The sequence below is a fragment of the Bacillus sp. JK74 genome (assembly GCF_053663395.1).
Map to the genome: position 1 here is coordinate 946043 of NZ_JBSJQB010000002.1, position 21097 is coordinate 967139.

Annotated in this window: 25 protein-coding genes; 11 read left to right on the forward strand and 14 right to left on the reverse strand. The window is 46.6% G+C overall.

Annotated elements, in window-relative coordinates; translation table 11 throughout:
- Positions 1–25: 25 nt before the first annotated feature.
- The 5 genes from ACWJJ5_RS09240 to ACWJJ5_RS09260 form a co-directional block, all read right to left on the reverse strand.
- Entirely contained in the window at positions 26–598 is a 573-nt protein-coding gene (locus ACWJJ5_RS09240) for a TetR/AcrR family transcriptional regulator (RefSeq protein WP_454022365.1), read from the reverse strand.
- Positions 599–746: 148 nt separating this feature from the next.
- Positions 747–2180, reverse strand: a complete 1434-nt coding sequence (gene hemY, locus ACWJJ5_RS09245; RefSeq protein ID WP_003155220.1) for a protoporphyrinogen oxidase — start codon at positions 2178–2180, stop codon at positions 747–749.
- A gap of 27 nt (positions 2181–2207) precedes the next feature.
- Positions 2208–3143, reverse strand: coding sequence for a ferrochelatase (gene hemH / locus ACWJJ5_RS09250; RefSeq protein ID WP_003155221.1), 936 nt, complete (start codon positions 3141–3143; stop codon positions 2208–2210).
- 115 nt (positions 3144–3258) lie between these two features.
- A complete protein-coding gene (gene hemE, locus ACWJJ5_RS09255) occupies positions 3259–4320 on the reverse strand; it encodes a uroporphyrinogen decarboxylase (RefSeq protein ID WP_032875175.1) in 1062 nt (353 codons plus the stop codon).
- Between the two features lie 123 nt (positions 4321–4443).
- A complete protein-coding gene (locus ACWJJ5_RS09260; protein WP_033574485.1) occupies positions 4444–6585 on the reverse strand; it encodes a transglycosylase domain-containing protein in 2142 nt (713 codons plus the stop codon).
- Between the two features lie 122 nt (positions 6586–6707).
- Between ACWJJ5_RS09260 and hmoB the strand changes: the two genes are divergently transcribed.
- The 3 genes from hmoB to ACWJJ5_RS09275 all read left to right on the forward strand — a co-directional run bounded on the left by hmoB (position 6708) and on the right by ACWJJ5_RS09275 (position 9968).
- Positions 6708–7208 carry a heme-degrading oxygenase HmoB gene (gene hmoB / locus ACWJJ5_RS09265; protein ID WP_003155224.1) on the forward strand — a complete coding sequence of 167 codons (501 nt, stop codon included), beginning with the start codon at positions 6708–6710 and terminating at the stop codon, positions 7206–7208.
- Positions 7209–7326: 118 nt separating this feature from the next.
- Complete coding sequence (locus tag ACWJJ5_RS09270) at positions 7327–8712, forward strand: hypothetical protein (protein ID WP_182068759.1); 1386 nt, start codon at positions 7327–7329, stop codon at positions 8710–8712.
- 68 nt (positions 8713–8780) lie between these two features.
- Positions 8781–9968 carry a M20 family metallopeptidase gene (locus tag ACWJJ5_RS09275; protein WP_058906678.1) on the forward strand — a complete coding sequence of 396 codons (1188 nt, stop codon included), beginning with the start codon at positions 8781–8783 and terminating at the stop codon, positions 9966–9968.
- A 20-nt stretch (positions 9969–9988) separates the two neighbouring features.
- Here ACWJJ5_RS09275 and ACWJJ5_RS09280 read toward each other — a convergent pair whose 3' ends face one another.
- The 3 genes from ACWJJ5_RS09280 to ecsA are packed head-to-tail and all read right to left on the reverse strand — an operon-like array spanning position 9989 to position 12698.
- On the reverse strand, positions 9989–10693 hold the full coding sequence (locus ACWJJ5_RS09280) for an EcsC family protein (protein WP_025649550.1): 705 nt from the start codon (positions 10691–10693) through the stop codon (positions 9989–9991).
- Positions 10694–10735: 42 nt separating this feature from the next.
- Entirely contained in the window at positions 10736–11962 is a 1227-nt protein-coding gene (locus ACWJJ5_RS09285; protein ID WP_007409219.1) for an ABC transporter permease, read from the reverse strand.
- Positions 11955–12698, reverse strand: a complete 744-nt coding sequence (gene ecsA, locus ACWJJ5_RS09290; RefSeq protein ID WP_003155231.1) for an ABC transporter ATP-binding protein EcsA — start codon at positions 12696–12698, stop codon at positions 11955–11957. The genes ACWJJ5_RS09285 and ecsA overlap by 8 nt, the downstream gene beginning before the upstream one ends.
- Positions 12699–13187: 489 nt before the next feature.
- Between ecsA and ACWJJ5_RS09295 the strand changes: the two genes are divergently transcribed.
- The 3 genes from ACWJJ5_RS09295 (at position 13188) to ACWJJ5_RS09305 (ending at position 15480) form a co-directional block, all read left to right on the forward strand.
- Positions 13188–13625, forward strand: a complete 438-nt coding sequence (locus ACWJJ5_RS09295; protein ID WP_057080120.1) for an HIT family protein — start codon at positions 13188–13190, stop codon at positions 13623–13625.
- A gap of 136 nt (positions 13626–13761) precedes the next feature.
- On the forward strand, positions 13762–14841 hold the full coding sequence (gene serC, locus ACWJJ5_RS09300; protein WP_441394596.1) for a 3-phosphoserine/phosphohydroxythreonine transaminase: 1080 nt from the start codon (positions 13762–13764) through the stop codon (positions 14839–14841).
- Between the two features lie 120 nt (positions 14842–14961).
- On the forward strand, positions 14962–15480 hold the full coding sequence (locus tag ACWJJ5_RS09305) for a tryptophan transporter (RefSeq protein ID WP_003155234.1): 519 nt from the start codon (positions 14962–14964) through the stop codon (positions 15478–15480).
- A 57-nt stretch (positions 15481–15537) separates the two neighbouring features.
- On the opposite strand, the gene ACWJJ5_RS09310 is transcribed toward ACWJJ5_RS09305, so the two are convergent.
- Positions 15538–15729, reverse strand: coding sequence for a hypothetical protein (locus tag ACWJJ5_RS09310; protein WP_007409223.1), 192 nt, complete (start codon positions 15727–15729; stop codon positions 15538–15540).
- Positions 15730–15846: 117 nt separating this feature from the next.
- Between ACWJJ5_RS09310 and ACWJJ5_RS09315 the strand changes: the two genes are divergently transcribed.
- Entirely contained in the window at positions 15847–16203 is a 357-nt protein-coding gene (locus ACWJJ5_RS09315; protein ID WP_007409224.1) for a YtxH domain-containing protein, read from the forward strand.
- Between the two features lie 179 nt (positions 16204–16382).
- Positions 16383–16994 (forward strand): HTH-type transcriptional regulator Hpr, encoded by a 612-nt coding sequence (locus ACWJJ5_RS09320; protein ID WP_003155240.1) that lies wholly within the window; start codon positions 16383–16385, stop codon positions 16992–16994.
- Here ACWJJ5_RS09320 and ACWJJ5_RS09325 read toward each other — a convergent pair.
- On the reverse strand, positions 16991–17332 hold the full coding sequence (locus tag ACWJJ5_RS09325; protein WP_015388481.1) for a YhaI family protein: 342 nt from the start codon (positions 17330–17332) through the stop codon (positions 16991–16993). The genes ACWJJ5_RS09320 and ACWJJ5_RS09325 overlap by 4 nt on opposite strands.
- Before the next feature lie 211 nt (positions 17333–17543).
- On the opposite strand from ACWJJ5_RS09325, the gene ACWJJ5_RS09330 reads away from it, so the two are divergent.
- Positions 17544–18074, forward strand: coding sequence for a DUF3267 domain-containing protein (locus tag ACWJJ5_RS09330; RefSeq protein ID WP_007409225.1), 531 nt, complete (start codon positions 17544–17546; stop codon positions 18072–18074).
- Positions 18075–18134: 60 nt separating this feature from the next.
- Entirely contained in the window at positions 18135–18353 is a 219-nt protein-coding gene (locus ACWJJ5_RS09335) for a hypothetical protein (RefSeq protein WP_003155245.1), read from the forward strand.
- A gap of 56 nt (positions 18354–18409) precedes the next feature.
- Here the strand turns inward: ACWJJ5_RS09335 and yhzE2 are convergent, their stop codons facing one another.
- The gene (yhzE2, locus tag ACWJJ5_RS09340; RefSeq protein ID WP_003155248.1) at positions 18410–18496 is read right to left on the reverse strand and encodes a sporulation protein YhzE2; all 87 of its coding nucleotides are present in this window, start codon (positions 18494–18496) and stop codon (positions 18410–18412) included.
- 124 nt (positions 18497–18620) lie between these two features.
- Positions 18621–18707 (reverse strand): sporulation protein YhzE1, encoded by an 87-nt coding sequence (yhzE1, locus tag ACWJJ5_RS09345; RefSeq protein WP_017417375.1) that lies wholly within the window; start codon positions 18705–18707, stop codon positions 18621–18623.
- A 158-nt stretch (positions 18708–18865) separates the two neighbouring features.
- On the opposite strand from yhzE1, the gene ACWJJ5_RS09350 reads away from it, so the two are divergent.
- Positions 18866–19717, forward strand: a complete 852-nt coding sequence (locus tag ACWJJ5_RS09350; RefSeq protein ID WP_003155249.1) for a peptidylprolyl isomerase — start codon at positions 18866–18868, stop codon at positions 19715–19717.
- Positions 19718–19755: 38 nt separating this feature from the next.
- Here the strand turns inward: ACWJJ5_RS09350 and ACWJJ5_RS09355 are convergent, their stop codons facing one another.
- Both ACWJJ5_RS09355 and yhaM read right to left on the reverse strand, forming a co-directional pair.
- On the reverse strand, positions 19756–19983 hold the full coding sequence (locus ACWJJ5_RS09355; RefSeq protein ID WP_025649547.1) for a sporulation YhaL family protein: 228 nt from the start codon (positions 19981–19983) through the stop codon (positions 19756–19758).
- A 114-nt stretch (positions 19984–20097) separates the two neighbouring features.
- Positions 20098–21042 (reverse strand): 3'-5' exoribonuclease YhaM, encoded by a 945-nt coding sequence (gene yhaM / locus ACWJJ5_RS09360; RefSeq protein WP_003155251.1) that lies wholly within the window; start codon positions 21040–21042, stop codon positions 20098–20100.
- Positions 21043–21097 lie beyond the last annotated feature (55 nt).

Genomic DNA, 21097 nt, shown 5'->3' on the forward strand with positions numbered 1-21097 from the left:
CACCTAAAAAGTGAAGGATCATCTATTATTTAGATAATCCTTGACCAACATACATTTCCAGCAATTCGGCGATCGTCTCTTTTTCAAGAGGCAGATGGTTTTTTTCCCAGTCAAATATCAGCGCGATGTAGAGCTTGAGCATCACAAAAGCGGTCAGTTCCGGATCACACGGTTTAATGCTTCCGTTTTCAATGGCTGTTTCTATCTTTTCTTTAATGTATGACAGAATGGCCCGCTCCATTTTCGCAATGACATCCTGAACGGCTATTGTACCAATCTCGGCGTTCTCCTGAAAAATTTTAATAGTCAGCTGGTGTGTTTTTCTGAATTCCAAAATCGCGACAAGCGCCCGGTGAACATTTTCGTGAAATGAAAGCTCCGGTTTCATCGCTTCGTCTGCGTGTTCCTTCATTTCTCTTAAAATAGTGGTGAAAATATCATCAAACAGTTCTTCTTTGTTTTTGAAAAACGTGTAGATGGTTCCCTTCCCCACATTTGCAAGCTTTGCCACCAGATCCATTGTCGTTGCTTTGTAGCCGAATTGTGTAAAAGACTTCGTTGCCGCTTCCAGAATGAGCTTTTTCCGATCGACGGACATGTTTCCCACCTCGTTAAATTGACCGTTTGAACGTTTTAGTCATTTTGTACATAAGATAACTTATCACAGTCGCAAAGAAGATTCAAATGTTTTTTCTCTTTATTGGTGTTCCCTTTACAGAACGGGAACATGCAAAAAAACCTCCGTTTTACGATAACGGAGGCTGGTACGTTTCAAATAAATAAGCCAGTGAATCATATACGGCGGCTTTTCCCTGGTCGATACAGTCGGGGATGCCTACCCCTTCGAAAGACGCGCCCGTCGCGTATACGCCCGGATAGGAAGCTTTCAGCGCATCTCTGAACTCTTTGATGCGCTCCTTATGGCCGACATGGTATTGCGGCATGCTTTCGTTCCAGCGGGTCACACAGGTCATTTCCGGTTCGCCATTTATTTTCATTACTTTTTTCAAATCTTCCATTACGATTTTAATGATCTCGTTATCTGAAAGATCTACGATGGATTCATCTCCGGCCTTTCCGACGTACGCCCTGAGAAGCGTTTTGCCCTCCGGCGCCGCGTGCGGCCATTTTTTATTCGTCCATGTGCAGGCCGTGATGGAGAAATCGCTGTTTCTTGAGATAACGAATCCCGTACCTTCATGCTCCATCTTGACGGCTCCCTCAGGAAAACCTAAGGCGACGTTGGCAACGGACGTAGAATGCATGTCTTTGAGACATGAAACCGCCGGCAGATCAGAAAGCATTTTCGCCGCGGCTTTATGCGGGGCTGTCACTATGCATCCTTCCGCATAGAGCACTTTGCCGTTATCAAGCGTCACGGAATATCCTTTCTCCTCGCGGCCGATATGGGTGACTTTCGTTCCTTTCATCACCTTTGTCAGCGTAAGCTGCTTTTCCAGCTCCTCCACCAACGTTTGAAGTCCTGTCGTCAGCGTTAAAAACTGGCCCTGCTTTTTGGCCGTCAGCTGCTGTCCCGAAGGCTGCGGACGTGATTTTTTCATACCGAGAATCAGGCTTCTGTGCTTTTGCTCAGTCTGATAGAATTGCGGAAACGTGGACATGAGGCTCAGCTTATCAATATCTCCGGCATAAATCCCTGATAATAGCGGTTCTATTAAATTCTCAACGACTTCGTCACCGACGCGTCTGCGGAAAAATTCACCCAGAGACTGATCTTCCTTCGGTTTGCTCGCAGGCAGGACAAAGTCAAGCGCCGCCCGCGCTTTTCCGGGAACAGAAAATAAACCGGTGGAGATGAACGGAGCGATTTTGGTCGGAATGCCCATCACCGCGCCCTTCGGCATCGGATGAAGCGTCTCATTGACGAGCACGTAAGACTGTCCGGTCGCATTGTTGACGAGCAGATGCTCAAGCCCCAAATCCTTAACGAGCTGCGGCGCGCTTTTTTTCCTTTCCAAAAAAGAATCCGGCCCCCGCTCAATGATGTAGCCGTCTTTATGCGCCGTCTGAATTTTGCCGCCCGCTCTCGGGCCCGCTTCGATCAGGGTGACCTCAAGCGGCAGCTGTTTTTCCTTGATTTCTTTTTCCATGTAGAAGGCGGCGGCTAATCCCGTTATGCCGCCGCCGATGATGACCAGATGTTTTTTATCGCCACTCATTTTTATCGCCTTCTTTACCGTTTAATTCTACTTGTCCAGCTCTTTCAGCACGACCGCTGCAAGCGCGTCGATAAATTCAGGCTGTGCGTTCGGCATGGCCGGACGATAGTAGCTTGCGCCGACTTCTTCGGTCACAGCTTTGCATTCATAATCATTATCGTAAAGCACCTCTAAATGATCGGCAACGAAGCCTGCGGGCACGTATACAAATGCTTTATAAGGATGCTTTTGATACAGCTCGCGCGTGAGATCCTGCACATCCGGCCCGAGCCACGGATCAGGGGTGTTCCCTTCGCTTTGCCAGCCGACTGCGTAATCGGTAATTCCGGCGCCTTCGGCAATCAGTTTTGCGGATTCCTCCAGCTGGTCAGGATACGGATCGCCGTATTCTTTAATTTTTTCAGGAAGGCTGTGCGCTGAGACGATCAGCATCGCGTCATCCCGTTCTTCTTTCGGCATTGATTCATACGTTTTCTTCACCTGGCCGACCCAATAATCAACGAATTTCGGTTCATCATACCAGCTTTCAACAGACTTGATGGTCAAGCCGCCGAGCTTCTCCGCTTCTTCTTTCGCGCGTTTGTTGTATGACTGGACGCTGAATGTTGAAAAATGAGGGGCGAGCACAAGGCTGACAGCTTCTGTAATGCCGTCTTTATGCATGTCCGCCACCGCATCTTCAATAAACGGTTCAATATGTTTTAATCCGATGTACACTTTGAATGTTACGTCGTCCTGGATTTCATTTAAACGCTGTGCGAGCTTCTCCGCCTGCTCCTGCGTGATTTTTGCCAGCGGAGAAATGCCTCCGATCGCTTCATATCTGTCTTTTAAATCTTGAAGCATGTGCGGCTCAGGCTTTCTTCCGCGTCTGATATGTGTATAATAGCGTTCTATGTCTTCTTCTTTGTAAGGCGTTCCGTAAGCCATGACGAGAAGTCCCATTTTCTTTTTGCTGCTCATTTAGTTAAACACCTCTTTTGATGGTCTGTCTACCTTGATTTTGACAGGAAAATCTTCTTATAACCAACGATCTGCTCAGTTTGACAGGAAAATCTTCTTATAACCAACGATCTGCTCAGGAAGATTGTTCCGTTTTTTGGGCCGCGGAGTATTCATGTACAAACGCCGTCAGCTTTTTCAGCGTTGCCGGATTGACATCAGGGAATACGCCGTGCCCTAAATTGAAAATAAACCCGTCCGTTTTCATGCCTTGATCAAGTATCGCTTTCGCTTTTTTCTCGATGACTTCCCAAGGCGCAAGAAGAAGCGACGGATCAAGATTGCCCTGAACCGTTTTTGTAATGCCTTGTTTTCTGGCGTCATCTATGCCGAGTCTCCAATCAAGACCGACGACATCAAGAGGAAGGTCATGCCAATCCCCGGCCAGGTGGCTTGCGCCTACGCCGAACATGATCAGCGGAACTTGCTCTGCTGAAAGCTCCCGGAATATTCTGTCCATCACCGGTTTTATAAACTGCCGGTAATCTTCGCGGTTCAGCGCGCCGACCCATGAATCAAAAATCTGAATGGCTTTTGCGCCGGCATTAATCTGCGCTTTTACATAAACGATAATCATGTCCGCCAGCTTGTCCATCAGCATTTGCCACGCTTGCGGCATACTGTGCATAAACGCTTTTGTTTTGTTGTAATTTTTAGAAGGTCCGCCTTCAATCATATAACTGGCCAGCGTAAAAGGCGCTCCCGAAAAACCGATGAGCGGAACATTCAGCTGTTCGTTTACGAGTAATCGGATCGTTTCCAGCACGTAAGGAACATCCTGTTCGGGATTCAGTTCGCCGAGCTTTTCAATATCCGCAGCAGAGCGCACCGGCTGATCGATCACCGGGCCGATTCCGTTTTTTATTTCAACATCCACTCCGATATAAGGAAGAGGCGTCATAATATCTTTATATAAAATGGCAGCGTCCACTCCGTACTGCTCGACCGGGAGCCTCGTCACATACGCGCACAGCTCGGGCTGATGCGTAATTTCGACTAAGCCGTATTTTTCTTTCAGCTTGCGGTATTCCGGCTGAGACCTCCCCGCCTGTCTCATGTACCAGACAGGGACGTGATTTGTTTTTTCTCCCCGTGCCGCTTTTAAAAACGTATCATTAAACGCTTCTCGTTTACTCATCTGAATTTCCACCTTTCCTCCTGCAACCATACGTTCGTGTTCTTCGCCCATTACACTATACCTTGTTTTTTCAGAATGGTATAGAATTGAGGCTTAATGTTCAAAAAATCGCCGAATTCATGATTAAGAAGAAAAAAGCTTCGGCTGAACGTATTCCGTTCCCTCTCCTTCTTGATTCGTCTGTGAATTATATGGAACGACTTTGTATGAAGCCCCTGAAAACAGATTGGCGTACGGTATGTCAAAGCTGCCTTTTCCTTTCACCGAATCCAGAAGCTTGTCTTTTCCGTCTTTCTTCTCATATATTCGGTAAACAACCCGATCATCCTTTTGAATATCCCATTTTAATTGAACCGTAATCAGTCCCATCGCCTTAAATGTATAACGGGCCGACAGGGATTTTACCGCCTCCAGCTCAATCGGGCTGCCCAGTTCCTTCACATTTTCAGGCTTTTTGAATGTCCGGCCGTTTTCCCCCGCTTTTGTGACGATATCTTTAAAGAGTCTGACCGGGTATTGGCTGCCGCCTTTCAGATAATGGGTTTTATCCGTTTTGTCATAGCCCATCCAGACGGCTCCCGTCAGTCCGGGAGTGTATCCCGCAAACCAGGCGTCCTTTGTCGCGCCGGGGATGCCGGTAAATGTGGTCGTGCCGGTTTTCCCCGCCAGGTCGCCTTGATAGCTGCCTTGTGAAGCGGTTCCTTCTTTTACGACCTGCTGAAGCATTCTCGTCATATTCCATGCCGTCTGTCCGCTGAAGACGCGCGTTTTGCCATTTTTAGGCCCGGATAACGTTTCTCCGTCTTCGTCCGTGATGTTCTCTATAAAAAATGGCTTCGTATACATTCCGTTTGCCGCAAAGGTATGATAAGCTCCGGCAAGCTGAAGCGGAGTGACGCCTTCAGACAGACCGCCCAGCGCAATCGCGAGTCCGTTGTCAGAAATGTTCATGCCGTTTTTCTCAAGATACGATTTTCCCGTATCCACGCCGATCTGCTTCAATGTCCAGACAGCGGGCGCATTTATGCTGTAAGTGATCGCATCCTGCATCGTCACTTCCCCCTTGTACTGTCCGTCATAATTTTTCGGTTCATACCCGTCATAGGACGTCAGTTTGTCTTGGAGAAGCGAATACGGTTTGAACTTGTCTTCCTGCATGGCGGGCCCGTATACGGCAATCGGCTTAAACGTTGAGCCCGGCTGCCGCTTCGCCGTAACCCTGTTGTATCCTTTTGCCACATAGTCGCGTCCGCCGACCGCCGCGCGCACGCCTCCGGTTTTATTATCAATAAAGACGGCGCTTCCCTCTGCCGCCTGATCCGTCCCCGGAAAATAGCCGCTTTCCTTCATCAGGGTATATGCCGTTTTCTGCAGCTTGGAATCAAGTGACGTCCGGATCGTATAGCCGCCTTGAAGCAGCTGTTCTCCTGACATCGAATAACGGTCTTCCGCCTCCTTGATGACAAGATCGATATAACTGTCAAACCAAGGCGTTTCTGATGTTTTCTTGACATTAAGCCCCAATGTCCGGCCCTGGGCTCTGACGGCTTCCTTGGCGCTGATATAGCCTTGATCGTTCATCATTGCAAGAATCGTATCGCGGCGTTCTTTATTTTTATCCGGATGCTGAATCGGCGAATAAAGAGATGGCGCCTTCGGAATCGCTGCCAGAACGGCTCCTTCTGCAACGGTTAAATCTTTTACTTCTTTATTAAAGTAGTAGTGGGACGCGGCTTGAATGCCGTAAACGCCATGGCCGAAATAAAGCTGGTTCAGGTACATTTCAAGCAGCTTGTCCTTGCTGTAATCACGCTCAAGATTGATGGCGATAATGACTTCCTTCGTCTTGCGCAAAAATGTTTTATCATGAGTCAGAAAAATGTTTTTCGCCAGCTGCTGGGTGATCGTGCTTCCGCCCTCCACCTTGCCGCCTGCTAAAACATCCCGGAACACCGCCCGGCCGACAGACTTCACATCAATGCCGTGATGTTCGTAAAACCGTTTATCTTCAACGGCGATAAAGGCATCTCTCACATCTTCCGGAACCTGCTGAATGGATACCGGCTCGCGATTTTCCGTATAGAGGCTCGCGATTTCATCACCGTTTTGATCGACGATTTTTGAAGATGCGTGCAGTATTAATTTCTTTTCATCGATGACATAATGGCCGAGAAATATAATGATAATGTATCCGATTAACGCGAGAAAAGCGGTTGCCGCCGCAATTACAGCCGGAATAAAGAATCTTTTTTTCTTTTTCAGCATAAGTCACCTCGCCTTTCTTAACTTGTAGTATGGGAAATATTGTTTCGAATTATGTCAGAATGAGTCGCCAATAGAAACTTATACCACTCTTTTGATATACTAGCAAGCAGGAGGTGGCTGATATGAAGGTTTATATTACATACGGGACAGCCGATTTTTTAAAGACGATTGCCAAGAAACACCCGAGTGAGAATATGGTGCTGATGCAAGGGGAGGATAATGCGGTTTTAATTCATGAAACAAATGGAGAAACCGTTTTTCAGGCGCCCCATTCCTATGAAAGCATCGACAGCGTCGGGGAAATCAAAAATCCGGGCTACGCCGTCCTCAACAACATCGCCGTTACCCAGGAAGGCCGTCCGCTGTTTGAAAACCGGTTTAAAAACCGCGCCGGCAAAGTGGAAAATGAACCCGGTTTTAAAGCCATCCGCGTATTAAGACCGCTCGAAGGCGATACGTATGTCATTTTGACCTTGTGGGAAGAGGAAAAAGCCTTTCAGGATTGGCAGCAGTCAAACTCTTATCAGGAAGCTCATAAAAAACGCGGAACATCTGCCGGTATCGACACGACGTCTATTTTTTCCCGTCCGTCTTATGTAACCGCTTATTACGCAATAGACTAAAAAACCGCCGGAGATTCTCCGGCTTTTTTGATGTCCCGATTTTACGCATCCTTCTTTGCACCTTCCGCCCGCCTATGAATACCCTGTAGCAATCCTATTTATAAACGGAGTGGTTCAATTGGGGATCGGCGTCTACTCGGTACATCTGCTTTATGTTGCTTTTATCGCGGCCATTATCGTTTTTATGCTTCTCAGAAAAGATACAACCTTTATTTCACTCGCCGGCATTTTTGTGATTGCGCTATGGACGACGCATTCATTCTCCGCTTCGGTCAGCAGCCTGTTTCACAGCTTTACGTATGCCGCCGGAGAATTGCTGCCGACGATTTTCATCATTTGTTTTATCGTGGCGATGAGCGGCCTTTTGACCGAAACCGGTATTAATGAAGCGATGATTTCTCCGTTTGCAAAGCTGATGAAAGGGCCGGCTGTCGCGTATTGGGTTATCGGCTGTCTGATGTTTGCCATCTCTCTTTTTTTCTGGCCGTCACCCGGGGTGGCGCTGATCGGCGCTGTGCTGCTTCCCGCAGCGATCCGGGCGGGCCTTTCTCCGATCGCCGCGGCTATGGCGATGAACCTGTTCGGCCACGGATTCGCTTTATCGGGCGATTACGTCATTCAGGCGGCCCCGAAATTAACGGCCGACGCCGCGGGCATTCCCGTGAGCGATGTCATGCAGGCAAGTATTCCGCTCGTTTTGATCATGGGGTTAACGACGACAATCACCGCTTTCTTCCTCATCATGCGGGATCGAAAAAAAACGAAGGCCCCCCTCTCCTTGGACAGCTCCGGTTCTTTGGACACAAGTATGTATCTGCCGAAAAAACTCAGGGTGATCCTGGCGGTTTTCATTCCGCTTGTTTTTCTCGCCGATATTATCTGCATGATCGTATACCGCCTCCAAGGAAACGATGCGACGGCACTCGTCGGAGGAACCGCGATCGGCATTCTCCTGATCATTCATTTCATTGTATATAAAGAGCGGCATTTAGAAAAGATCACCGAGTATTTTATCGGCGGTTTTCAATTCGGATTTAAAGTATTCGGCCCCGTCATTCCGATCGCGGCCTTCTTTTATCTCGGTGACGCGGGGTTTAAAAATATTTTGAACACCCCGCTGCCGAAAGGGTCTGCGGGAATCGTCAATGACCTCGGACTGGCCCTGTCCCATTCTTTTCCGATGTCCGGAGAATTCGCCGGCATCGCCCTGGCCGCAGTCGGTGCGATTACCGGGCTCGACGGGTCTGGGTTTTCCGGTATATCTCTTGCAGGCTCGATGGCAAAGCTGTTTTCCGCCGCGCTTCATACGGACCCGTCCGTTTTAACGGCGCTGGGCCAGATTTCAGCGATCTGGGTCGGGGGCGGAACATTGGTCCCTTGGGCACTGATTCCCGCTGCGGCTATTTGTAAAGTTGACCCGTTTGAGCTTGCCAGGAAAAACTTTATCCCGGTTGCGGCCGGACTTATCGTCACGACGATCGCCGCCATCATCATTCTCCCGTAGCAAAAAGATTGAAATCTTCTGACATTTTCTATACAATCATGGGAAAAGCAGACGAGGGGGCATCGCTTTTGACGTTAACGACACTTCAAAAAAGCTTAAACGCTCAGCTTGACGGGCTGTATGAGGAAATGGTTGAAATCAGGCGTCACCTTCACATGAATCCCGAGCCATCCTTTAAGGAGAAAAAAACACCGGCGTTCATCGCCTCATTTTATGAAAAGCTTGGCGTTCCCATCCGGACGAATGTCGGGGGAAACGGTGTCACAGCCTGTATTGAAGGCGGTGAACCGGGACCGGTCGTGGCACTCAGAGCTGATTTTGACGCTTTGCCGATACAGGATGAAAAAGATGTGCCCTATGCTTCACAAATTCCCGGCGTCATGCACGCCTGCGGGCATGACGGCCATACGGCGGCTCTCCTCGCGGCCGGAAAAGTGCTGTACCGCAACCGGGAAAAACTGAAAGGGTCATTTGTGATGATCCACCAGCACGCTGAGGAATTATCTCCCGGCGGAGCAAAAGCAATGATTGAGGACGGCTGCCTCGAACATGTCGATGCCATTTTCGGCACACACCTATGGGCGACTGAACCCGTCGGAACGGTCTTATGCCGCCCGGGCCCAGTAATGGCCGCCGCTGACGGCTTTACGATTAAAGTCATCGGCAAAGGCGGCCACGGCGCGATCCCTCACGATACGAAAGACGCCGTTTTAATCGGCTCACAAATCGTCACAGCTCTTCAGCATATCGTCAGCCGGCGGGTAAATCCGGTGCAGCCGGCCGTCATCTCAGCCGGCTCGTTCACCGCTGAAAATCCGTTTAATGCGATTGCCGATCAGGCAGTCATATCAGGCACCGTCCGCTCATTTGACGAAAGTGTGCGCAGCCTGCTCGAAGCAGAAATAGAAGCCGTCGTAAAAGGAATCTGCTCCATGCACTCCGCTTCCTATGAATATCGTTTCAAACGCGGCTATCCCGCCGTCGTCAATCATCCTGAGGAAGCGGCGCACGCTGCGGCAGCCGCAGCGGAAACAGACGGTGTTACGAAGGTCGTTGAAGGAGAGCCGCAGATGGCGGGAGAGGATTTTTCCTATTATCTGCAGCATACAAAAGGCGCTTTTTTCTTTACGGGCGCCGCTTTAGAAAACGCGGAAACCATTTATCCTCATCACCACCCGAAATTTGATTTTAATGAAAAAGCGATGCTGACGGCCGCCAAGGTGCTTATCGGCGCCGCGGTAAGCTACCCCCGCTGACATAAAAAACAGCCGGTACATTACGTACCGGCTGTTGTAATTCTTAAATGAAAAACGTGCCTTGCCGTCTCACCGAGCTGTGACAGCAGTTTATAATTGGCCGCTCCGCCCACGGCGGCTCCGACGACCGGCAAAAGCTGAAACAATTTGACCACGTCCAGATAATCGCGGTATTCCTGCTGAAAAACTCTCCAATCGACATCATGCTTTTTCGAATCCCACTGTTCAATCATTGAGTATATGCGTTTCCGCTGTTCACCGCTTGAGAAAGCCAGCTGAAAAATAAACAGCAAGAACAATCGCTCATCCCTGTCTTTCACATCATAGCCGTAAATGGAGGCAAGATCGAACAGACATTTCATTTTAATGGATAGCAGCAAAGGAAAATCAGCCATCCCTAAAAAAATTCCGCCGGCCCCCGTACCGATACCTTCGGCTGCCGCGACCTTTTGGTACGATGCGATGGTTTGTCTGGCGAGGGCATCTTTTTCAGCAAGCGTCATACCGTTTGTATCCCGCTTGCTTTTCACCAGATTTGAACCCGCCATTGTTGCTTCGGTCATTTTTTTAATGCTTTCTGTGATGACGGCATGAATTTTATCGGGAATCCGCTCATTTATTTTCGCCTGCATTCCTTTAGAAAAGCGTTCAAGCATGGAATCCTTGCGCAAAAAACGCGCTTTCCACTGCAGTGCTTCCTGTATCAGCTGCTGATCGTCGGTCATCTGTGTCTCCTTCTTTCATTGAGGTTTCAAAAACCCGATTGATTACAGCTTGCCGTACTTTTTCAATCTTCCGCCCATATACGAAGGCATGATCACAAAAATCAGAACGGCTGAAGCAACGGCCGCATACAGCGCCCCGCTGACTCCCGCGGCATAGGCTGACGCTGCACAGAACAGCAGCGCCTGCACGGTTAATGCCGATTTCATCAGCGAAAAGAAACTTTGCAGCTTCGCTTTCTGATTGACCGGGTAAAGCTCCTGCAGAGAAAGATGATGAAAATGCCCGAACAGCGGAAGAAGCTGTATTCCCGTAATAAAGACGGTAAATACGGTTAACGCCGCCGTGATCCACGGATTGGCGGAAACGAGCATAATAATCAGGATAAAAATAATCGTGAGCCTGACCTGAATGCCGAGATAATCATTTGAACGCAGAAAGGCCCGCGCATACATATAGGAGAACGTTTTCCGCTGCTCAAACGGAATCATTCTGAGCAAAAAGTCGAGATACGCACGGCGTTTTGCCTGTTTTTTCAGGTGAGGCACATCGGTAAACAGATTGGCGATTCTGTAAAACCGCTGCTTCCTTCTTAATTCATATTCAATATGAGCTTCCCATTTTAATGATTTATGTTTTGCGGCCGATGTGAAATACACATAAAGGCCGGCCATCACAATGTAGACGGCGGCAGCGTACACATAAAACGACTGTAAGACGAAGTATAAAAGCAGCATATTGCAGATAAAGCGTATGACCGCATCCATCATTTTCATGCTTCTGTCATTCATAAACGTCATCCGCCACTCCATGGCCTGATTCCACGCTTTTACCGCTAGCATCTGAATAAATACGGCGGCATACGACGCAAGCGACGCCCCCGGACTTACAGCGAAAAACAGAGGCATGCATACAAGCGACAGAGCAATAAGCGGAAACAGCTGTGACAGATAGCTGTACTTAAATGAATGCTTAAAGTAAGTCCCCATTTTCGGTTCAAGCGGCAGCAGAAACACGAGGTCCGCTTCCTTTAAAAGCGTCCGGACGTATGAACCGGTCAGCACAAATGAAAAGAGCACCGCCATCACCCAAAATGAGGGAAAATGAACGGGAATGTCTTTGACCCACTTGCTGTACCAGCTCGCCGCGCCGGCAATAAAAAAGATCAGCACAATGACGAGATGATCATTGAGCATATATTTCATATACATTCTGGTTTCCTTTATATGCTCTTCAAGCCGGGACTGCCAAATAGTAGACATATTATTCATGGCCGGCGTCTTCCTTCGTCAGTTCAATATACAAGTCATCAAGAGCTGCGTCTTTCATGCCGAACTGCTCTCTCAGTTCTTCCAGTGTGCCGCTTGCCCGCACTTCGCCGTTATGTAAAATAATGAAAGCATCACAGTAGCGCTCTGCCGTAGCCAGGATATGGGTTGACATCAGCACGCTTGATCCGGCTTTTTTCGCGGCGTCCATCCGCTCCAGCAATGCATTGATCGCCAGCGGGTCAAGGCCGAGAAACGGCTCGTCAATGATATAAAGCGAAGGCTCCGCGAGAAACGCGCACATGATCATGACCTTCTGCTTCATCCCTTTGGAAAAGTGAGCGGGAAACCATTTCAGCCTTTTTTCCATTCTGAATTCTTTCAGAAGCGGAGGAAGCCTTTTTTCAAGCGTTTCTTTGGAAAGGCCGTACGCCATGGCCGTCAGCTCCAGATGCTCTTTGAGCGTCAGTTCTTCATACAGCACCGGCGTTTCGGGGATGTACGTAAATTGCGAGCGGTAGCTTTCCTTATCCTCCGAAAACGTCTTGCCGTTCAGCTCGATCGAGCCTTTATGCGGGTCCATTAATCCGATAATATGCCGGATCGTCGTGCTTTTGCCCGCGCCGTTTAATCCGATGAGTCCGACAATCTGGTTCGGCTCAAGGGTGAATGAAACATTTTTTAAGACCGGGTTTCTCGTATAACCGCCGGTTAAGTCTTTTACCGATAGCAGAGACATAATTTCTCCCCTTCTGATTCGTTTTTCTTCATAGTACCAAAAATAAAGTCTGATTTGAAACGATTCCCTTTTTTTCTCACGTGAAAAGCGTGCATAGTTATCGTTTTGGCGGACATCATATGTATGTAGAAGGAAACAGCTTTAATCAACTGAAAATGAGGTGTTTATAAAAGACGTCTTAGAACAGTTGGATGAAAATCAACATGTCCTGTGCTTACAATTTCTTCACACACTGCTTTGATGATGTTCTTCATTCATGATGAAATAATCAAATGAGGTGTTTGTCCCAGGAATGATTAAGCAGACCCATAAGTCTTCATTTTAAAAACAAATGAGGTGCTTACAAAAGGCATATTTAATTTTCTGTGATAAAGCTCGTACTTCTGCATCAGGGTGAACGCGCAGCCGTTCACCCTGTTTTTTGTTTTGGCCGTTTTTGTGGTACGATGAGAATATACATATATTTCTTTTCAGGGAGGAAACCCATCTATGCACAAAGCGGACGATTGTATTTTCTGCAAAATCATTGCCGGTGACATTCCGTCTTCAAAAGTATACGAAAATGAACATGTTGTGGCGTTTCTTGATATCAGTCAGGTCACAAAAGGCCATACGCTCGTAATTCCGAAAACACATATCGAAAACGTGTACGAGTTTACGCCTGAGCTTTCTAAAGAATATTTTGAAGCGGTGCCGAAAATCGCACGCGCCATCCGCGATGAATTCGAGCCGATCGGGCTGAATATTCTCAATAACAACGGTGAAAAAGCGGGCCAATCGGTGTTCCATTTTCACATGCATATCATTCCGCGTTACGGAAAAGGCGACGGTTTCGGGGCTGTCTGGAAGACCCACGCCGAAGACTATGCGCCTGACGATCTTCAGGAGATCGCTTCAACCGTCAGAAAACGGCTTGCCTCATCTTAAAGATGAGGTTTTTTTGCGTCCGGTAACACAAAAAACATAAAATTATATTTTTTCATATCAAAAAAATCAAAAAATTGTGATAGGATAATTGTATTATTTCTTACACTAAAGCGGAAAACAGGGAGAGATCGCAAACATGGAACGTACAACGAATTTCAATGCAGGACCCGCAGCCCTTCCACTGGATGTGCTGCAAAAAGCACAGAAAGAATTTGTCAACTTCAATGACACCGGCATGTCCGTCATGGAGCTGTCCCACCGGAGCAAAGAATATGATGCGGTGCATCAAAAAGCAAAAAGCCTTCTGAAAGAACTGATGGATATTCCCGACGATTATGATATTTTATTTCTTCAAGGCGGCGCAAGCCTTCAATTCTCCATGCTGCCGATGAACTTTTTAACGCCGCAGCAAACGGCGCACTTCATCGTAACGGGCGCATGGTCTGAAAAAGCACTCGCCGAGGCGAAACTGTTCGGAAACACATCTGTCACGGCAACAAGCGCAGATTCAAACCATAACCACATACCGGAAGCGGACCTCACAGGAATCAAAGACGGCGCCTACCTGCATATTACGTCCAACAACACGATTTTCGGAACGCAGTGGAAAGAGTTCCCGAATTCACCGATCCCGCTCGTAGCGGACATGTCAAGCGACATCCTGAGCAGAAAAATTGATGTCAAAACGTTTGATGTCATCTATGGCGGAGCCCAGAAAAACCTCGGTCCGTCCGGCGTCACGGTCGTCATCATGAAAAAATCATGGCTTGAAAACGAAAACGCCAACGTCCCTAAAATTTTGAAATACTCCACTCACACAAAAGCCGATTCACTGTATAATACGCCGCCTACATTTGCGATTTATATGCTGAGCCTCGTCCTTGAATGGCTGGCTGAAAACGGCGGTGTCGAAGCGGCTGAACGGCGCAATCAGGAAAAAGCCGACGTCCTGTACGGCACAATCGACGCAAGCGGCGGTTTTTACGCGGGGCATGCCGCAAAAGACAGCCGTTCTCACATGAACGTCACGTTCACCCTCCGCGACAGCAGCCTCACGAAAAAATTCGTTGAAGAAGCGAAAGCGGCTAAAATGACCGGACTCGGAGGCCACCGCTCAGTCGGAGGATGCAGGGCGTCTATCTACAACGCCGTCAGCCTGGCTGATTGTGAAAAACTGGCTCAGTTTATGAAAAAGTTCCAGCAGGAAAACGAATAAATTTCTTCTAACATAACGGTTCCTTTGATATACTGTTTGCATATCAATTTTTCCGGCCATCGCAATAAATGACGAGCATATTATTGGATGGCGAAAAAGCTTAGCAGAGGAGAGCTTAGTATGAAAACAAAAGAATTAGTCATTATGGCCCTGTTTGCGGCAATCGGAGCGGTGCTTCATTCCATTATGCCGCCGGTATTATTCGGAATGAAACCCGATATGATGCTTGTGATGATGTTTATGGGTATTCTGTTATTCCCCCGTGTGCAGAACGTGCTGATGATCGGGATTGTAACGGGAATCATTTCCGCACTCACGACATCTTTTCCGGGCGGACAGCTTCCGAATATCATTGAAAAACCGGTAACGGCGTTTCTGTTTCTCGCGCTGGCGCTTTTGGTGAAAAAGAGCGTAAAGACAGCGGCCGCCGCCGTCATTACAATAGCCGGCACCTTCATCTCCGGTTTGCTCTTTCTGGCGCTGGCCCTTCTGATTGTCGGCCTGCCGGGCGGATTCACCGCCTTGGTGCTCGCGGTCGTCCTTCCGGCGGCTGCGCTGAATGCGATCGCCATTATCATTATGCATCCGATTGTGCAGACGATCTTAAAACGGTCCAATATGATTGAAACGGTGAAATAACCGCATACCGAAACCTCTTCCGGCCGGAAGAGGTTTTTTAATGTGTTTCAGCATGTTTTATACGAGAAGTTTTGTGAAAAAGATAAGGAACAATGCGAGGGCGGTTCCTGCTGAGCAGACGATGGCCTTTTGGCGGACGACCCGCTTCGGCGGATAAGAAGCGGCCTGGCCGAGCAGTTTCAGGTAATAAACGGCGCCCGCCGCAAAGACAAGAGCCATACAAGATAAAACAATCATAAAGACAGACAACCTTCTCCCTCCTTTTCCCTTAAAAAATATGCTAAAATAAAGCAAGCTATGTATAGAAGTTTATTCTTCTAAACAAAAATGATAAAAGTTATGAGAAAAAAAACGGGGTGATTTCAAATGGCTGACGGACGTTCCCTTTTAACAGGCCTTTTCGTAGGCGGATTGATCGGAGGCGCAGCGGTGTTACTTTCGGCTCCTTCATCCGGAAAAGAGCTGCGGGGCAAAATCAAAGCAAATTGCAATTCAATTGAGGACACAATCAAACGGTTAAAAAAAGACGGAATGGCACTTAAGGACCAGCTTGTCCAAACGGCGAAAGAAAGCGCAGAAGTCATTAAAGACGTAGGCGGAGAGCTTCAGACCAGCATTAAAAGGTGGCAGGAGGAAATCAAGCCGCACCAGCAGGATCTCCAAAAGGAAATCGCTGATATTGAAGAGAAAATCAGACAGCTGGAGAAAACCTTACAAAACTAATATCCTATACAACCAAAAAAAGTGCGGACATATTGCGTTCCGCACTTTTTTTTGCGGTTTAAAGCCTTTCACAGCAACGGATGAAGAATTTATTATAAAATTCTTAAATTTTCATCTTTATTAATCTTTATTTTATTGGCATAATAGAGGAAAAGAAAATGTGAAGCAGGTGATCTGTATTGAATCGTGTTGAACCGCCTTACGATCTAAAAGAAGCTTTAATCTATACCCAAAAAATGGCGCAGCTGTCCAAAGCGCTCTGGAAATCTATCGAGAAAGACTGGCAGAATTGGCTGAAGCCGTACGACCTTAATATTAATGAGCATCATATATTATGGATTGCCTATCAGCTTAAAGGAGCTTCTATTTCAGAAATCGCCAAATTCGGCGTTATGCACGTATCAACTGCATTTAACTTTTCAAAAAAGCTTGAAGAACGGGGATATCTGAAATTTTCCAAGCGGCTGAATGATAAACGGAACACGTACATTCAGTTAACAGAAGAAGGGGAAAATGTATTCGAAAGCCTGCTTGAGGAGTTTGACCCGTCGAGAAACGCGGTGTTTAAAGGCTCACAGCCGATCTACCACTTATTCGGGAAGTTTCCGGAAGTTGAAGAATTAACCTGTGTCATCCGCCACATTTACGGCGAAGATTTTATGGAGATATTCGAGAAATCATTGACAAACATAAACAATGATTTTGATAGTGAAGACGGAAGGCTGAAGAAAAAAACGGACGAATCGGCTGTCCATGAAACGGCTGAAGAGCTGGAACCGATCAACAGTTAATCAAAGTGCTTCATAATCTCAATAAATTCTTCCATCAGCGCTGTATAAAGCCCCTGCTCATACAGAGCAAAAATCGTTTCATGAACATCTAATTTTTCGTTCAGCTGTCCCGCAAAAAGCGCAAGGAGCTTGTCAAACGTCACAAAGCCTTGCGCTTTTTGCGACTTCAGCTCGTCCTCCAATTCGCGGCAGATCCGCCCGACCTCTTCTCCTTCTTCTTCGGTCAGCCCTTTTTCAATCATCATCGCATAAAAAGGGTACTTATCCATATCCACCGTTTTCACCAGCAATTGTATGTAATATTCTAAACGCCCGATACGCTGATCCATTGAATCCATCCGTTTCACTTCTTTCTATCTTTAATCTTATTTTAGCTGATAATGAATAGAGAAGAAAGGTTAAACCGTACATTTCCATGTTTCACCGAGCTCTTCTGTTCTTCCCTTTCCGGGGTTATTTTTTTTCTTTAAAAAAGGATTGATTTTTTCTCCTGAAGAGAGTAAATTATTTTGAGATTGTATTCCATCTTTGTACGGAAGGATGACTCTGATGAATTGCTGGAAAACCATTAATCTGATCAAAGATTATGGTGCGGTTCGTTTATTATTGACTGCTGTAGGTTTTATGATCCTGTTTTTTATATGCAACTTCTTGGCATTCGGGCTGCTGCGTCCGAATATCAGTTTAAGTGACGGGCACGTGTTTGCTTTTTGTGTTCTGCTCGTTGTTACTTTATTTGTACATAAAGTCATACATGTCCTGCCGATGATCTGTAAAAAAAGAAAAAAGGAAATGAAAATGTACTTCTTGCGGATGCCGACATGGAAAGGCATACCGAAAACGACGATGCTGATTTCTACGATCAGCCCGTTTTTATTCATTACGCCGTTATTGTTTTATGCCGGACTGGCATTTCCGAGACACGCTCATTACTTTTATATGATTTCGAGCATTCATGCGGGTTATTGCCTGCCTGATCTTCTGTTTGCGCTGCACCTGGTCAAAGCGCCCAAATCATGTCTGATTGACCAGGAATCCGACGGTTTTGATATATTAGTAAAAAAAGTGCCGGAGTCTTGATATCCCGCTGATTTTTCAGGTTACATTCTATCTTTTTTAATAAATATTTGGTAATGTAATATGGGAGCAGTTCAGAGAGAGGGGGAATCTCCCATCATTTTATTCTATTTTATCGTGGCTGCCCTGTTTATTCTTTATTTCATAAACAGGCTCACAAATACATTATGCCTTGTCAGAGAGATTCCTGAAGACCGGCAGGATAAGGTATTCCGTTTTATTAATGTATCTATTTTAATTTTACTGATCTCTTCATTCGTCGAGATCTCCTTTACTGTGTAAACAGGCAAAAAAATATGGCTGACGGAGGTCTGACCCCCGACAGCCATATTTTTTTCTTAATAAAGCCAAGAAGCGCCGATGATGATCAATAAGATGAACAGAACAACCAATAATGCAAAACCGCCTGCAAATACTTCACCCATCTCCAAAAGCACCTCCTACAAAACGTTTTATTTTTCCAATTACATCATATGCAATTTACTTCTGAAACGATTAGGCGCCCGGGTAAGAAAACGGACCGCTTTTAGAAAAAGCGATCCGTTTCGCTTAACAAATGTAAGCTGCACCTACGATGATAAGCAATATGAACAGTACTACGAGCAGTGCGAAACCGTTTGAATATCCTCCGCCCATGGTTCATTACCTCCTTTTCATGATCAATATATTTGTATGTATCAGGAAAAAGTTTGACTAGACGAATGCCCTTTATTTAAAATCTTTTTACAGAAAGCCACAATATGTTATGATACGCATATGCAATTTAATTTGGATGATTAGGAGTGTTTAAAGGAATGAAGAAAATCGCGATAGCAGCTATTACGGCAACGAGCGTCCTGGCTCTCAGCGCTTGCAGCAGCGGCGACAACGACGTGATTGCCAAGACGGATGCCGGAAATGTAACAAAAGGCGAGCTCTACACGAATATGAAAAAAACCGCGGGCGCAAGTGTGCTGACACAGCTCGTACAAGAAAAAGTATTAGCAAAAAAATACAAAGTATCGGATAAAGAAATCGATAACAAGCTGAAAGAGTACAAAACGCAGCTCGGCGATCAGTACAGCGCCCTTAAACAGCAGTACGGCGAAGATTACCTGAAAGATCAGGTGAAGTACGAACTGCTTGCACAAAAAGCGGCGAAAGACAACATCAAAGTGACTGACGCTGATACGAAAGAATATTACGACGGCTTAAAAGGTAAAATCCGTGCGAGCCACATCCTTGTCGCTGACAAAAAGACAGCTGACGAAGTGGAGAAAAAGCTGAAAAAAGGCGAGAAGTTTGAAACGCTTGCGAAAGAATATTCAACTGACAACTCAAAAGACAACGGCGGCGACCTTGGCTGGTTCGATAAAAAGTCAATGGATGAAACATTCAGCAAAGCTGCATTCGGTCTGAAAGTCGGACAAGTCAGCGATCCGGTCAAAACAAAATTCGGTTATCATATCATCAAAAAGACAGAAGAACGCGGCAAATATGATGACATGAAAAAAGAACTGAAAGAAGAAGTTCTTAAACAGAAATTAAACGACAACTCAGCTGTACAGGCGGCAATTCAAAAAGTCATGAAAAAAGCTGACGTAAAAGTGGAAGACAAAGACTTAAAAGACACGTTTAACACTTCAACTTCTTCTGAATCTAAATAAAAAAACTGTGCGGGCTCTCGGCGAGCCGCACAGTTTTTTTATGCGATGGAATGATTGGAGTTTTCTTCCGCATCCGCGTTTTCACTTACGGGCGCCGCCATACGGCGCTCGCGTTCCTGTTCCATCCGTTCAATATACACCCTTCCTTCTTTTTCAATAAACGACTGGTCAAGCTTTTCCTCTTCTTTAGCTGTTGTGAAAAGCTTATAGGCGCTGAAAATAATTCCGATAATGCAAAGGTATACCCACCAAGGAAAAAATAGCACGTCGGTTTCCTCCCTTTTTCACCAAGAGTCTTTATTCTAAGCTATGCTTGATAAAGACAAGTTATGAGAGCTGAACGTAAAAAAGACCGATCATAGAGAATCGGCCTTTTTATCTTATTGATGGAACGTCGGTTTGTAGAAAGAACGGTTTTCAAGCGCAAATACACGCTCTGTGTATTCGCCCGGCTTCACCCGTTCCAGCGCTCTGTCCATCATGATCATTTTTGCATCCAGATTGTCAATGTAGTGCAGAATTTCCGCTTCTTTCACCATCGGCGGTTTCGGGCTTCCCCATTCCGCTTTTCCGTGATGGCTTAAAATCAAATGCTTCAGAATCAGCACTTCTTCAGCGTCAATCTGAAGCTCTTCGGCCGCTTTTGAAAGCTCTGTCACCATGATCGAAATGTGCCCGAGCAGGTTCCCTTCCACGGTGTACGTCGTGGAGACGGGGCCTGAAAGCTCTTTTACTTTGCCGAGATCATGCAGAATGACTCCGGCATACAGTAAATCCCGGTCAAGAGACGGATACAGATCGGCAATCGCTTTTGCCAGGTTCAGCATGGACACTACATGATACGCGAGCCCGGAGACGAACTCATGGTGGTTTTTAGCCGCCGCCGGGTAATCCATAAACTCCGCCGCATATTTTTTGACCAGATGTCTTGTGATCCGCTGGATGTTTGGATTTTTCATTTCAAAAATGTATTGAGTGACGGTTTCCATCATTTCATTTTTCGGAATCGGCGCCGTTTCCAGAAAATCATCAATACTGACATTTTCGTTCTCGCCGGCCGGCCGGATGTTTCTCAGCTTAAGCTGGTTTCGTCCGCGATAGTGATGGACATCTCCGATCACCTTCACGATCGTCTGCGCCGCGTACGTTACTTCATCAGTCGGTTTGGCATCCCACAGCTTCGCTTCGATATCTCCTGATTGGTCCTGCAGCATTAACGTCAGGAATGGTTTTCCGTTGCTTGCGATTCCTTTAGTCGAAGATTTAATCAGAAAGTACTGATCGACCTGCTCGCCGACCTCGTGCAGCATAATACCTTTTGCCATTCTATTAAAAGCTCCCTCCATATCTTACATAATACCAGTATAGCACATACCTCTT

Excerpts from the sequence above, each read along its gene's own strand:
- ACWJJ5_RS09240 (WP_454022365.1), bottom strand. The coding sequence starts at position 598 with ATGTCCGTCGATCGGAAAAAGCTCATTCTGGAAGCGGCAACGAAGTCT.
- hemY (WP_003155220.1), bottom strand. The coding sequence starts at position 2,180 with ATGAGTGGCGATAAAAAACATCTGGTCATCATCGGCGGCGGCATAACG.
- hemH (WP_003155221.1), bottom strand. The coding sequence starts at position 3,143 with ATGAGCAGCAAAAAGAAAATGGGACTTCTCGTCATGGCTTACGGAACG.
- hemE (WP_032875175.1), bottom strand. The coding sequence starts at position 4,320 with ATGAGTAAACGAGAAGCGTTTAATGATACGTTTTTAAAAGCGGCACGG.
- ACWJJ5_RS09260 (WP_033574485.1), bottom strand. The coding sequence starts at position 6,585 with ATGCTGAAAAAGAAAAAAAGATTCTTTATTCCGGCTGTAATTGCGGCG.
- hmoB (WP_003155224.1), top strand. The coding sequence starts at position 6,708 with ATGAAGGTTTATATTACATACGGGACAGCCGATTTTTTAAAGACGATT.
- ACWJJ5_RS09280 (WP_025649550.1), bottom strand. The coding sequence starts at position 10,693 with ATGACCGACGATCAGCAGCTGATACAGGAAGCACTGCAGTGGAAAGCG.
- ACWJJ5_RS09285 (WP_007409219.1), bottom strand. The coding sequence starts at position 11,962 with ATGAATAATATGTCTACTATTTGGCAGTCCCGGCTTGAAGAGCATATA.
- ecsA (WP_003155231.1), bottom strand. The coding sequence starts at position 12,698 with ATGTCTCTGCTATCGGTAAAAGACTTAACCGGCGGTTATACGAGAAAC.
- ACWJJ5_RS09295 (WP_057080120.1), top strand. The coding sequence starts at position 13,188 with ATGCACAAAGCGGACGATTGTATTTTCTGCAAAATCATTGCCGGTGAC.
- serC (WP_441394596.1), top strand. The coding sequence starts at position 13,762 with ATGGAACGTACAACGAATTTCAATGCAGGACCCGCAGCCCTTCCACTG.
- ACWJJ5_RS09305 (WP_003155234.1), top strand. The coding sequence starts at position 14,962 with ATGAAAACAAAAGAATTAGTCATTATGGCCCTGTTTGCGGCAATCGGA.
- ACWJJ5_RS09315 (WP_007409224.1), top strand. The coding sequence starts at position 15,847 with ATGGCTGACGGACGTTCCCTTTTAACAGGCCTTTTCGTAGGCGGATTG.
- ACWJJ5_RS09325 (WP_015388481.1), bottom strand. The coding sequence starts at position 17,332 with ATGGATTCAATGGATCAGCGTATCGGGCGTTTAGAATATTACATACAA.
- ACWJJ5_RS09330 (WP_007409225.1), top strand. The coding sequence starts at position 17,544 with ATGAATTGCTGGAAAACCATTAATCTGATCAAAGATTATGGTGCGGTT.
- ACWJJ5_RS09335 (WP_003155245.1), top strand. The coding sequence starts at position 18,135 with ATGGGAGCAGTTCAGAGAGAGGGGGAATCTCCCATCATTTTATTCTAT.
- yhzE2 (WP_003155248.1), bottom strand. The coding sequence starts at position 18,496 with ATGGGTGAAGTATTTGCAGGCGGTTTTGCATTATTGGTTGTTCTGTTC.
- yhzE1 (WP_017417375.1), bottom strand. The coding sequence starts at position 18,707 with ATGGGCGGAGGATATTCAAACGGTTTCGCACTGCTCGTAGTACTGTTC.
- ACWJJ5_RS09350 (WP_003155249.1), top strand. The coding sequence starts at position 18,866 with ATGAAGAAAATCGCGATAGCAGCTATTACGGCAACGAGCGTCCTGGCT.
- yhaM (WP_003155251.1), bottom strand. The coding sequence starts at position 21,042 with ATGGCAAAAGGTATTATGCTGCACGAGGTCGGCGAGCAGGTCGATCAG.